The organism is Myxococcus sp. CA039A (genome assembly GCF_013336645.1).
GTDB lineage: Bacteria > Myxococcota > Myxococcia > Myxococcales > Myxococcaceae > Myxococcus > Myxococcus llanfairpwllgwyngyllgogerychwyrndrobwllllantysiliogogogochensis.
The window spans coordinates 25915-38886 of sequence record NZ_JABUMQ010000001.1 but is presented as its reverse complement, the minus strand read 5'-3'; the positions used below and the strand labels follow the sequence as shown (position 1 = coordinate 38886).

Here is a 12972-nt window from a genome sequence, read left to right as displayed (position 1 = left end):
GGGGCCAGGAGGTCGCGGGGTGACGGAGACGGAGATGAAGCTGGGGCTGTCGGGTCCTGACCTGCCAGTCCTGGTGCGGGCCATGGTCAGCCGACTCCTTCCGAAGACGTCCCCGAGCGCGCTCTCGGTGGACTTCACGGACCAGTCGCCCGGCGCGGACTGGCTGGAGACGCGCATGCTGAATGCCCGGCGGCGCGCGAAGGCCGTCTGGGCGGGCGACTCCTGGAACTTCCTCCTCGTCGAGTCCCCCGTGGCCCTCGTCGCGGGGTCGCATGAGAGGGACGCGCGGCAGGTGCTCGCGGAGCTGGCGCCGCTGCCCTTCTTCCTGGCGTCGTTCGCCAGCCTGTTTTCGGACTGGAAGGTCGACGGCAAGGCGTACGCCGCGCCCATCCTGGATGACCTGCACTACCCGCACGGCTGGGGCTGTGCGTTCCGCGGCCAGGGCCACGCGCGGCTGGTGTCGCGCCGGTGGCTGGAGTTCGGACCGTGGCGCCTGTTGAAGGGGCCGGACGACGTCTCCCTGGTCCAGTTCCATGACCTGGAGGCGGACTCCGCCACGGCGCTCGCGGAGGCGAAGCCGGGCCATGCGCGCATGGGAGCCAACGCGGAGGGCGGCATCATCCGGTCCGGGTACAAGCGCAAACACACGTTCGACGGCTTCTATGAGCCGAAGGACAAGCTACTGCGCATGGTCATCCACGGCCGCGACGTGTCCGCCAGCGAGATGCTGGACGCGTGCTCGCTGCGTCTGGACGGCGCGGTGGGGCCCGGGCAGCCGCTGACGCGCGTGGCGTATGTCTTCATGGAGCCGGAGCGGGCGCGCGCGCACCTGCACGAGCTGTGGCTGCGTGAGCTGGAGTGCTGGACGATTGAAATGGGCAAGGAGGTCCGGCTGGACAAGGACTACCGCCCGACACCGGTGAAGCCCGACTGGGTGAAGGTCGTGGAGGCCCGGGAAGCGGGCGCGACGAAGCGCTGAGCCCGGCGTTCCGCATTCCGGGCTTGCGTGGCGGCTTCGGGCTGGGAAACATGTTTCGCATGACCCAGCAAGCGGTGTCTCCCGCCGTGTCCGGTGTGTATGTGGTTCATCGCCAGGACGGTTTCGTCATCTCCGACGACTCCGCCCGCCTCGACGTGGACGTGGTGCATGGCTACCTGACGCGCTCGTACTGGAGCCCGGGTATTTCGCGCGCGCTGGTGGAGAAGGGGATTCGTCACTCGATGGTCTTCGGCCTGTATGGCGCGGACGGCGCGCAGGTGGGCTACGCGCGCGTCGTCACGGACCGGATGTCGTTCGCCTATCTCTGTGACGTGTTCATCCTGGAGACGCAGCAGGGCAATGGCCTGGGCAAGTGGCTGATGGAGGTCGTCTTCGCCCATCCGGACCTCCAGGGGCTGCGGCGCTTCCTGCTGGCCACTCGGGACGCCCACGGACTGTATGCCCAGTATGGCTTCACGCCCCTGAAGAGCCCGGACCGGTTCATGGAGCGGCATGACCCGGACGTGTACAGCCGGACGTAGCGGGATTCGGTTGGCCCATGGTTCGCATTCGCCCCGGAGGGCTCCGTAGACTGGGGCCCTTGCGGGAGGTGCGGCGTGGAGCGTGTCCGGTCTCAGTCAGGGCTTCGTGAAGAGGACGCGGGCGCGGCGTGTGTGGTGTGTGACGCCATGCTGGAAGGTGCTCGTTGCGCCCATTGCGGCGCGGCCGTGGCGCCGGGCGGATATCGCGTCCTGCGGCTCGTCTCGCAGTCTCCGCATGGTCGCGTGTACCTGGCGGTGGATGGGCAGGGGGCGCGTGTCGCTCTGAAGGAGCTGCTGTTCGCGTTGGTGCCCGGGGTGGAGCAACTCGACGCCTTCGAGCGGGAGGCCACGGTGCTGCGCTCGCTGGAGCACCCGGACATCCCGCGCTTCGTCGCGAGCTTCAAGGAGGGCAGCGGGGTGGGGACGCGCCTCTATCTCGCGCAGGAGCTGCTCGAAGGGGAGACGCTGCTCGAGCGCATCTCTCGCCGCCGGCTGGACGAGGCGGAGGCGTGGACGCTGGCGGAGCAGGTGCTTCATACGCTCTCGGCGCTGCATCGGCGCACGCCCGCGCTGGTGCACCGTGACGTGAAGCCGGCGAATCTCATCCTCCGGCCGGATGGACGCGCGGCGCTGGTGGACTTCGGCGCGGCCCGTCACCTGTCGCGCGATGTGACACATGGGTCCACGCTGGTGGGGACGTTCGGGTACATGCCGCCCGAGCAGCTCGGTGGCACGGTGGAGCCCTCCTGCGACCTCTACGCGCTGGGCGCGACGCTGGTCCATGGGCTCAGTGGACGCGAGCCCGCGGACCTCGTCGACGAGGGACTGGTGCTGTCGTTCGAGCAGCACCTCCAGGTCTCCGAGCCGCTCCGCGTCTTCTTGAGCAGGCTGCTCGCGCCGAAGCGCTCGGCGCGGTTCTCCTCGGCGGTGGAGGCGCTCTCCGCGCTGCGGGCGTCGGTCGAGGCACTGACGGTCGAGCCCTCCACGCCAGTCGTTTCGGCCTCCTCGGACGAGGGAGCGAAGGCGTCAGGTGAAGGGCGGGAGCGGAGCGGTGCGCATCCGCCCGTGGAGTCCACCGTCGAAGCCTCGGCGGCCGTGGCCGTACCCGTCACTGTCGAGAAGGCCGAGGAGCGTGCTCAGCCCCCACTCGAGGTGGTCACCGCTCATGAGGAGACAGAGGTCACTCGCGGGTCCTCGCAATGGAGCAACCCGCGTTGGGTCTTCGCCATACTGGCCTTGACGGCCTTGCTGGTGGGCCTGATTCGGCTCATGCCGCACCGAGGAGGCAGTGAGGTGATGGTCGTCGACTTTCCGGACTGGGGCAGCCCGTCCTACAACCCACCGCAATCCCAGCCGGCAAGCCCCGCAGGCCATGAGAAGCGCCGCTGGTTCGAGCTGCCCTGGTCAAGTGGCTCGCCGTCAAGTGGCTCGCCTTCGTACTGACGCCGCGGGCCCGGCGCACCTCACCCCGACGCCCTCCCTCCTGAGTCATTTTCGTCTCGGGTGAGCGGTCAGCCAGCCGCGCGTGGGTGGTGACTCGCGGCTCCTCGCGCACGGGACGCGCGGTCCTCGGTACACAGCCCCCCTGTTTCAGTTTCACCCGGCCGCCGTGCTTACATCGCGCCGCGCTGGCCCCGTGCTTGCTCTCTCGCTGAGCTGGCTCCCGCCGCCGCACGACACCCCATGTCCTCAAACGAATCCGAACCCACCCCGCCGAGACCTCGGCTCGCTCGCCGCATCTTCGGTGAGCTTCGCTGGACGCCTCCCACCTGGGCCGCCGTGCTGGGCCACGCCCTCGCCCGTTTCGCGCGCGCCGTGTTCGGCTGGGTCCGCCGCAATCCCAAGCGCATCGCGCTGTCGGTCGTCGCCCTGGGGCTGCTCGTCGTCGCGGCGGATGCCGGCTATCGCTGGTATCAGAGCCGGCCTCAGCCGGTGCGCTACTCGCTCAGCGCCACGTCTCCCTCGTTGACGCCTCTCGACGACGGCACGCCTCGGTGGGACTCGGTGCACGTGCGGTTCACCGGCTCGGTGGCCCCGCTGGAAGCCATCGGCAAGCCGGTGACGGCGGGCATCACCCTCAAGCCCGAGCATCCTGGAACGTGGCGCTGGTCGAATGACCGGACGCTCTCCTTCGTTCCGGGTGCCGACTGGGGCGTGGGGCAGGAGTATCGCGTCACGCTGGACCGCTCGCTCTTCCCCGAGCACATCCTGCTCGAGTCCTACGAGACGCTGTTCCGCTCGGAGCCCTTCACCGCGTCCATCAACAGCATGGAGTTCTACGAGGACCCGCGCAATCCGAAGGAGAAGCGCGTGGTGGCCACGGTGGCCTTCTCGCATCCGGTGGACCCGGCTTCGCTCGTGCGCAACCTCTCGCTGCGCTTCGACGTGCCCAAGGAAGGGCTGCTGGGCTCACGTCCCCAAGAGCACAAGTTCAACGTCACCTACGACAAGCTGAAGGGACAGGCCTACCTCCAGTCGGACCTCATCCCCATCCCCGACAAGGAGGCCACCATGGTGTTGCGGATGGCGTCCGGCGTCCAGGCCGCGCGAGGCGGCAAGGGGACCGAAGGGATACAGGAGCGGCAGGTCACCATCCCCGGCATGTTCAGCTACTTCCGCGTGTCGGGCACCAACGTGTCGCTCGTGCGCAATGACCGCTACGAGCCCGAGCAGGTGCTCATCGTCAATCTGACGACGGGCGTCACCGAGGAGGAGCTGCGAAAGAACCTCCAGGTCTGGGTGCTGCCCAAGGACAGGCCGGCCACCGCGGACGAGGCCGCGCGCACCAACCATTCCTGGAGCGATGCGCGGCTCATCGGCGACGAGCTGCTCGCGAAGGCGGAGAAGCTGGCGCTGGACCCGGTGCCCGCGGACAAGGAGCACGCCACGCTGCACAGCTTCCGCATCCGCGCGGACGTAGGCCGCTACCTCTACATCCGGCTCAAGAAGGGCACCCGCTCCGCCGGCGGCTACGTGCTGGCCGAGGAGTTCAACAGCACCGAGTCCGTGCCGCGCTTCCCCGAGGAGGTGAGCATCCTCCACGAGGGCGCGCTGCTCAGCCTCGCGGGTGAGAAGAAGGTCACCGTCCTCTCACGCGACGTCCAGGCGTTGCGCTTCCAGTTGGGCCGCGTGCTGCCGGACCAGCTCAACCACCTGGTGAGTCAGACAGAGGGCCGCTTCGCGCACCCCAGCTTCAGCAACTACCGCTTCGACGAGCAGAACATCACCGAGAGCTTCTCCGTGGTGCGCCCGCTGGAAGGCGTGGGCCGGGGCAAGGCGCAGTACGCCGCGTTCGATTTGACGGAGTACCTCACCCCCGCGAACAACCCTTCGGCCCGGCGGGGCCTGTTCTTCTTCAAGGTGCAGAGCTGGGACGCCGCGCACAATCGGACGACGGGCAAGGAGGACTCACGGCTCCTGCTGGTGACGGACCTGGGTCTGGTGGTGAAGGACAGCGCGGATGGCTCGCATGACCTCTTCGTGCAGTCGCTCGGCGCGGGGCTCCCCGCCGAAGGCGTCACGGTGAGCGTGCTGGGCAAGAACGGCCTGCCGGTGCTCAGCGCGACCACCGATGCGGACGGCCACGTGGCCTTCCCCAAGCTGACCGACTTCACGCGCGAGCAGACGCCCATCGCCTATCTGGCGCGCAAGGGCGAGGACTTCGCCTTCCTGCCCTTCAATCGCTCGGACCGGCAGCTCAACTTCAGCCGCTTCGACGTGGGCGGCATGACGAGCGGCACCACGCCGGAGCGCCTGACGGCCTTCCTCTTCTCGGACCGGGGCCTGTACCGACCCGGCGACACCTTCCACGTCGCCATGGTGGTGAAGCCCTCCGATTGGAGCCAGCCGCCCACGGGCGTGCCGCTGGAGGCCTCCGTCACGGACCCTCGCGGCCTGGAGGTGCACAAGCAGAAGCTCTCCCTCTCCGCCACCGGACTGGAGTCGCTCCAGTACACGACGGAGGAGACGTCTCCCACGGGCCACTACGCGGTGAACCTGTACGTGGTGAAGGACGGGCTGCGAGGCAGCCTGCTCGGCTCGACGCAGGTGCGCGTGGAGGAGTTCCTCCCGGACCGGATGCGCATCACCACGCGCTTCGAAACCGACCGGCTCGAAGGCTGGGTGCCGCCCCAGGGGCTCAAGGGCCGGGTGACACTGAAGAACCTCTTCGGCATCGCCGCGGCGGACCGGCGCGTGTCCGCGGAGCTGTCCTTCAGCCCTGCGTATCCCGGCTTCCGTCAGTACCCGGGCTACACCTTCCATGACCCGATGATGGCGACGCGCAGCTTCAGCGAGCGCCTGGAGGACTCCACGACCAACGATGAGGGCGAGGTGGAGCTGGAGCTGGGCCTGGAGAAGTTCGAGAAGGCGACGTGGCGCGTGTCGCTGCTCGCGGAGGGCTATGAGGCCGAGGGCGGGCGAGGCGTGTCCTCGGAGGCCTCCGTGCTGGTGTCGCCCCTGCCGTACCTCATCGGCTTCAAGCCGGATGGCGGGTTGACGTATCTGAGCCAGGGTTCGGCGCGCTCGGTGGACTTCATCGCGGTGGACCCGACGCTGAAGAAGAAGGCCGTGCAGGGGCTCAAGGCGGAGCTCGTCGAGCGGCGCTGGGTGTCCGTCCTCACGCAGCAGCCCAATGGCACGTACGCCTACCAGTCCGCGCGGCGCGACACCGTGCTGCGCACGCGGGAGCTGACCATCGGCGAGGCCGGCTTCAAGTACGCGCTGTCCACGGAGCAGCCGGGTGACTTCGTGGTGGTGGTGAAGGACGGGGAGGGCACGGAGCTCAGCCGCGTGGACTACACGGTGGCGGGGCACGCCAACCTCACGCGCACGCTGGAGAAGAACGCGGAGCTGGAGGTGAAGCTCTCCCGTCAGGACTACGCGCCGGGGGATGAAATCGAGCTGAACATCAAGGCGCCGTACACCGGCGCGGGCCTCATCACCCTGGAGCGCGAGCGCGTCCACGCCTGGGTCTGGTTCAAGGCGGACGCCACCAGCACCGTGCAGAAGATTCGCCTCCCGCCGGGCCTGGAGGGCAACGGGTACGTCAACGTCACCTTCGTGCGCGCCATGGACTCGCAGGAAATCTTCATGAGTCCGCTGAGCTACGGCGTGGTGCCGTTCTCCGTGAGCAAGGACAGCCGCGTCCTGCAGGTGACGCTGACCAGCGCGGAGAAGGGGCGTCCGGGAGAGCCCTACCGCATCCGCTACAAGGGCAACCGGCCGGGCCGCGCCGTCGTGTACGCGGTGGACGAGGGCATCCTCCAGGTGGCGAGCTATTCGACGCCGGACCCGCTGGCGCACTTCTTCAAGAAGCGCGCGCTGGAGGTGCGCACGGGTCAGATTCTGGACCTGCTCTTGCCAGAGTTCTCCGTGTCGAAGGCCGTGTCCTCCATGGGTGGCGACGACGAGGGCATGGCGGCCATCGGCAAGAACCTCAACCCCTTCAAGCGCAAGCGGGACAAGCCGGTGGCGTACTGGTCCGGCGTCGTCGACATCGACGAGACGGAGCGCGAGCTCGTCTACCCCGTGCCGGACAGCTTCAACGGGGAGCTGCGGGTGATGGCGGTCGCCGTGGGCCAGGAGTCCGTGGGCGCTTCCACGCGCCGCGCCGTCATCCGGGGCCCCTTCGTCATCACCCCCAGCGTGCCCACCTTCGTCGCCCCCGGGGACGAGTTCAACGTGGGCGTGGCGGTGGCCAACAGCGTGGAGGGCGCCGGCAAGGGGAGCGAGGTGACGCTGGAGCTGAAGACCTCCGAGCACCTGGAGGTGCTGGACGAGGCCCGGCGCACGCTGAAAATCGATGAGGGCCGCGAAGGGAGCACCACGTTCCGGGTGCGCGCGAAGTCCGTCCTCGGCTCGGGGACGCTGACCTTCACCTCGTCGCTGGGCAAGGAGAAGGGGCGGCAGTCCGTGGACCTGAGCGTCCGTCCGGCCGTGCCCTACCTGACGTCCGTGAAGGGCGGCTACATGAAGGACGGCGAGGCGGACCTCGCGGTGCCCCGGAAGATGCACGGCGCCTTCCGCACGCTGGAGGTGAGCGCGTCCCCCATGCCGCTGGGCCTGGCGCGCGGCCTGTCCGCGTACCTGGAGAAGTATCCCTACGGTTGCACCGAGCAGCTCGTCAGCCGCGCCTTCCCGGCGGTGACGTTGAAGGGACGCCGCGAGCTCTTGGGCCAGGGGCCGCAGGTGGCCGATGCCAGCTTCGCCGCCGCGCTCCACACGCTGCGCACCCGGCAGAACGACGAGGGCGCCTTCGGCTTGTGGGCCGCCAACTCGTATGCGCCCGTGCTGCCGAGCATCTACGCGCTGCACTTCCTCACCGAGGCGAAGGAGCGCGGCTTCGCGGTACCCGCCGACATGATGAACCGGGGCCTCACGTGGCTGGGCACGCTGGCGGAGCGCGAGCCGCAGGACCTCACCCAGGCGCGCAACGTGGCCTATGCGCAGTACGTGCTCACCCGCAACGGCAAGGTGCAGGGCTCGGCGGTGAATGTCCTGCGCGAGTGGCTGGATGCGAACGCCGCGGAGGCGTGGCCGGTGGACTTGACGGCGGCGTATGTCGGCGCGACGTACAAGCTGCTCAAGCAGGAGAAGGAAGCCACACGCGCGATGAAGAAGGTGCTCATCGGCGCGCCCCAGGAGAACGACTACGCGGCGCTCTACGACGGGCTCGTCTACGACGCGCAGGTGCTCTACCTGATATCGCGCCACTTCCCCGAGCGGCTCCCCAGCATCACCGGGGCGATGCTGGTGTCGCTGGCGAAGCCGCTCGGAGAGGAGCGCTTCAACACGCTGTCCTCCGCGTACGCCATCCTCGGCCTGGAGGCCTACGCGAAGGCGCTGGGTGAGCAGGGCACTCCGTCGCGCGCGGGCGTGGCCCTGCTGGAGAAGGTGGCGGACACCTTGCGTCCGCTGACGGTGCCAGAGGGACTCTTCCCCAAGGTCGCCTTCTCCGAGCAGGCCACCTCCGTCCGGGTGAAGAGCGGGGCGAGCGCGCCGCTGTTCTTCCAGGTGACGCAGGCGGGCTACGACGCGCAGGTGCCCACGGCGCCCATCATCGAGAAGCTGGAGGTGCAGCGCGAGCTGAGGAGCCTGGACGGCAAGGTGGTGACGGACGTCCCGCTGGGCGGCGAGGTGGAGGTGCACCTCAAGCTTCGCGGGCTGCAGGGCAACACGTCGCACATCGCCATCACCGACCTGCTGCCAGGAGGCTTCGAGGTGGTGCTGGAGCGGCCCGCGCCTCCCGAGCCCGAACCCGAGGCCGAGCCCGAGTCGGAGTCGGAGGGCGACTCCGAATATGGCGAGGGTGACAGCTCCTCCGAAGGGGACGAGTCCTACGAGGGTGGCGGGTCCGAGGACGAGTCGCAGGACAACTCCTACCGGGAGCCGGAGCCCGCGCCCGTGGCCGGTGGGTGGCTGCCGCCGGTGGGCAGCGATCGCTCCAGCTTCAGCCCCGAGTATGTGGACGTGCGCGAGGACCGAGTGGTGCTCTACGGCACGGCGGGCACCACCGTCACGGAGTTCATCTACCGCATCAAGGCAACCAACGCGGGCCGCTTCGTGATGCCTCCGGCCTTCGCCGAGGGCATGTATGACCGGAGCGTCAAAGCTCGCTCGGTGGCGTCGCAGGTGACGGTGACGGCGCCGTGATTCGACGGGGGTGGCGCAAGCTGCTGGGGGTGGTGCTGGGGCTCGCGGCGCTGTACGTCGCGGTGCCCCGGCCGCCGCTGCGCGAGGGGCTGGGCTTCTCGCAGGCGGTGTTCGACCACGAAGGCCGGCTCTTGCGCCTCACCCTGTCGCCCGACGAGAAGTACCGGCTGTGGGTGCCGCTGGAGCGCATCCCCGCGACGCTCGTGGAGGCCACGCTGCTCCACGAGGACCAGCACTTCCGCTCGCACCCGGGCATCAACCCCGTGGCCCTGGGGCGCGCGGTGTGGAGCACGTACCTGACGGGCGGGCGGCGCATGGGCGGCTCCACGCTCACCATGCAGCTGGCGCGCATCCGCTATGGCATCGAGTCGCGCACGCCCGGCGGCAAGGTCATGCAGATGCTGCGGGCACTTCAGTTGGAATGCACCTGGTCCAAGGACGAACTGCTGGAGGCGTACCTCAACCTGGCGCCCTATGGCCGCAACGTGGAGGGCGTGGGCGCGGCCAGCCTCGTGTACTTCGGCCGGGACGTGGCCCGGCTGACCCTGGGCGAGTCGCTCACCCTGGCTGTCATTCCGCAGAGCCCCGCGCGCAGGGACCCGGGTCGGGACTCGGGAGCGCTGACGGCCGCGCGGCTGCGCCTCTTCGAGCGCTGGCGGGTGGAGCACCCCGAGGACACGGAGCGCCGGCCGCTGTTGGCCCAGCCGCTCCCGGTGCACCAGCCGGAGGACCTGCCCTTCCTCGCTCCGCACTTCGTGGGCAGCGTGCTGCGGCGGGCCCCCGTGGGCACGAGCCTGACGAGCACGTTGGATTTGCCCCTGCAACGGTTGCTGGAGCGCCACGTCCGGCAGTACGTGGAGCGCCGGCGCGACATGGGCATCCGCAACGCGGTGGCGATGCTGGTGGACTGGCGGTCGATGGAGGTGCGCGCGGCGGTGGGCTCGGCGGACTTCTTCGACGCGCGCATCGAGGGGCAGGTGGATGGCACGCACGCGAAGCGCTCGCCGGGCTCCGCGCTCAAGCCGTTCATCTACGGGCTGGCCTTCGACGAGGGCCTGCTGCACCCACGCACCATGTTGAAGGACTCGCCGCTGGGCTTCCGGGGGTATGACCCGGAGAACTTCGACGGGGAGTTCGCGGGACCGCTCCCGGCGGTGGAGGCGCTGGTGCGCAGCCGCAACGTTCCGGCGGTGGCGCTGACGAAGCAGCTGCGCGCCCCGGGCCTGCATGGCTTCTTGCGCAAGGCGGGCGTGACGGGCCTGCGCGACGAGCAGCACTACGGCCTCTCCCTGGCGCTGGGCTCCGCCGAAGTCACCATGGCGGAGCTGGTGGAGCTGTACGCGATGCTGGGCCACGGCGGCCACCTGCGCCCGCTGCGCTGGACGGTGGACGCTCCCGTGGAAGAGGGCGTGAAGCTGCTGAGCCCGGAGGCCAGCTTCCTGGTGCTGGAGTCCCTGGCCACGGCGAATCGGCCCTCACAGTCCTTTCGCTCGGAGTGGACGCGCGACACGGTGCCCGTGGCGTGGAAGACGGGGACGTCCACCGGGTTCCGGGACGCGTGGAGCGTGGGCGTGGTGGGGCCCTACGTCGTGGCGGTGTGGGTGGGGAACTTCGACGGGCAGCCCAACCCGGCCTTCGTGGGACAGACGGCCGCCGCGCCGCTGATGTTCGAGCTGGTGGACTCGGTGCGCTCGCGCGACGCGGATGTGCGCCGCGTGCTCCAGACGCCTCCGGAGGGCGTGAGCCGCGTGCGCGTGTGCGCGCTGTCCGGGGGGCTGCCGGGGCCGCACTGCTCGCGCAAGGTGGACACGTGGTTCATCCCGGGCACCTCGCCCATCCACACCTGTGACGTACACCGCGAGGTGTGGGTGGACGCTCGCTCGGGGCTGAGGGCGTGTGGACCGGGGCCCTCCACCCGCGCGGAGGTGTTCGAGTTCTGGCCGTCGGACCTGCTGCGGCTGTTCCAGAAGGCGGGCCTGCCCCGGCGCGTGCCGCCTCCGGAGGGCGAGGACTGTGGCCTGGAGCGCAGCGCCAGCACGGGCACCGCGCCGCGCATCACCACGCCCGAGGAAGGCGTGGACTACAACCTGCGGGCGTCGTCGGAGTCCTCGCGCGCAGTGCCGCTGTCGGCCGTGACGGACGCGGACGTGCGGCGGGTGTTCTGGTTCGTGGATGAGCAGCTGGTGGGCACGGCCTCGCGGGGTGAGCCACTTCAGTGGGACGCGAAACCAGGGACGTACGTGGTACGGGCGGTGGATGACCGGGGCCGCTCGGACGCGAGGACGTTGCGGGTTCGCGTCGTGCGCTGACCCAACGGGCGCGGGCCGGGCTATCCTCGGCGGGACGAGGAGTGGCCATGGCGAACGGACAGAGGCGGGGCGGTGGGCCCGGCCGGAGCGAGGAGACGCGCATCGCGCCCGAGGAGGATGAGGACGCGACGCGGGACATCCCGTCGTCCTACCGCCCGGAGGAGACGCGTCTGGCGCCCCCGGAGCCGCCCCATCCCGAGACGCGCATCGGCCCCCTCGACGCGCAGGAAGAAATCATCACCGACGTGCGCAAGGGCCAGGCCGCGGAGGCTCGCGGTGGCCGTACTACGGGAGCGCGCCCCTCCGAGCCACGCGCGGGTGGTCGAGGCCAGGAAGTCATCCAGACGGAAGCGCGAGGGGCGGGCCGAGGCCAGGAAGCCATCCTCACGGAGGCACGTGCGGGAAGCCGGGCGCAGGCGGGCGGTGCGTCGGAGGCGCGGGGTGGCCGAGGCCAGGAGGCCATCCTCACCGAAGCGCGAGGAACCGGCAGGGGCGCGGCAAGTGGCGCGTCGGACGCACGGGGCGGTGGCCGAGGCCAGGAGGCCATCCTCACCGAAGCGCGAGGCGCCGGGCGGAGCGCCACGGGCGCGCGCGGACGGGGACCCGAGGTCTCCGCTGCGGACGACGACGAGGACACCTCTGCCACGGGCGTGCATGGCGGCAGCGACGAGGAATATCAGCTCTTCACCACGGGCGAGGGTCGGGGCGACGATGCGCTGCCGCCCTTCGCCACCGAGATTCGAGGAAGTGGATCCCCGGCGGCTCCCGCCACGGAGCTGCGCCCACCCGCGCCTCCGATGCTCAGGGCCTCGCCGTCAAAGCCTCCCCCCGCCGCGAAGGCAACGGGCTGGCTGTCGAAGGGGGGCGAAAAGCCGCCCTCACAGGGCCTCACGGCGGGCGTGGTGCGCCTCAGTCCGCTGGAACCCGCCGCTGGCAAGGTGGTCGCCGCCGCGGAGGAGGGCCCCGCGCTGCGGACGATGTTCGCCAACCACTCCGCCCTGCTCGCGGAGCAGCTGCGCGACGCCCTGGCGAAGAAGATGTATGGGCGCGGGCCGCACCGCGTGCTGCGCATCGACGACCCCGAGGGCCCGAGCACCGCGGGCGGCAAGCTGGCCCGCCAGTCCATCTCCCTGGTTCCGCGCAAGGGCTCCGGCCCGTCCGTCGTGTGCGGCTGGGTGGACGTGTCGAAGCGCGAGGCCCAGCTGCGCAGCTTCGAGGGCGTGGCGAAGCGCTACGAGTCCCACCACGGCGAGCCCCTGGAGCTTGCGCCCGAGGAGTACGAGCGCTTCCTCCATGACGTGGAGGACGTGCTCGTCAAGGCGGTCATGAAGGTCCGCCTCATCGTCCCCGAGGAGCAGGCCAGCGCGGGACAGGCGGCGATGGCCGTGAAGGCCCAGTCGCGAGGTGGCGTCCCCATGATTCTGGTGTTGCTCCTCATGGGGGCGGCCTTCGCGCTGGGCCTCTTCGTGGGACGCACGCCCGGCTGACG

Annotated in this window: 6 protein-coding genes; all 6 read left to right on the top strand. The window is 70.0% G+C overall.

All coding sequences use genetic code 11. The features are described from left to right. The first annotated feature begins 19 nt into the window (after positions 1–19). The 6 genes from HR086_RS00115 (at position 20) to HR086_RS48160 (ending at position 12970) form a co-directional block, all read left to right on the top strand. Complete coding sequence (locus tag HR086_RS00115) at positions 20–979, top strand: hypothetical protein (protein WP_174457705.1); 960 nt, start codon at positions 20–22, stop codon at positions 977–979. A gap of 59 nt (positions 980–1038) precedes the next feature. Continuing rightward, positions 1039–1521 carry a GNAT family N-acetyltransferase gene (locus HR086_RS00110; RefSeq protein ID WP_174464023.1) on the top strand — a complete coding sequence of 161 codons (483 nt, stop codon included), beginning with the start codon at positions 1039–1041 and terminating at the stop codon, positions 1519–1521. Between the two features lie 75 nt (positions 1522–1596). After that, positions 1597–2964 (top strand): serine/threonine-protein kinase, encoded by a 1368-nt coding sequence (locus tag HR086_RS00105; protein ID WP_174464024.1) that lies wholly within the window; start codon positions 1597–1599, stop codon positions 2962–2964. 240 nt (positions 2965–3204) lie between these two features. After that, positions 3205–9174, top strand: coding sequence for an alpha-2-macroglobulin (locus HR086_RS00100; protein ID WP_174464492.1), 5970 nt, complete (start codon positions 3205–3207; stop codon positions 9172–9174). Next, the gene (gene pbpC / locus HR086_RS00095; RefSeq protein WP_217441632.1) at positions 9171–11483 is read left to right on the top strand and encodes a penicillin-binding protein 1C; all 2313 of its coding nucleotides are present in this window, start codon (positions 9171–9173) and stop codon (positions 11481–11483) included. The genes HR086_RS00100 and pbpC overlap by 4 nt, the downstream gene beginning before the upstream one ends. A 47-nt stretch (positions 11484–11530) precedes the next feature. Next, positions 11531–12970, top strand: coding sequence for a hypothetical protein (locus HR086_RS48160; RefSeq protein ID WP_254626113.1), 1440 nt, complete (start codon positions 11531–11533; stop codon positions 12968–12970). Positions 12971–12972 lie beyond the last annotated feature (2 nt).

What these genes read in the sequence shown, in the direction of transcription:
- HR086_RS00110 (WP_174464023.1), top strand. Translation starts at nt 1,039, where the DNA reads ATGACCCAGCAAGCGGTGTCTCCCGCCGTGTCCGGTGTGTATGTGGTT.
- HR086_RS00100 (WP_174464492.1), top strand. Translation starts at nt 3,205, where the DNA reads ATGTCCTCAAACGAATCCGAACCCACCCCGCCGAGACCTCGGCTCGCT.
- HR086_RS48160 (WP_254626113.1), top strand. Translation starts at nt 11,531, where the DNA reads ATGGCGAACGGACAGAGGCGGGGCGGTGGGCCCGGCCGGAGCGAGGAG.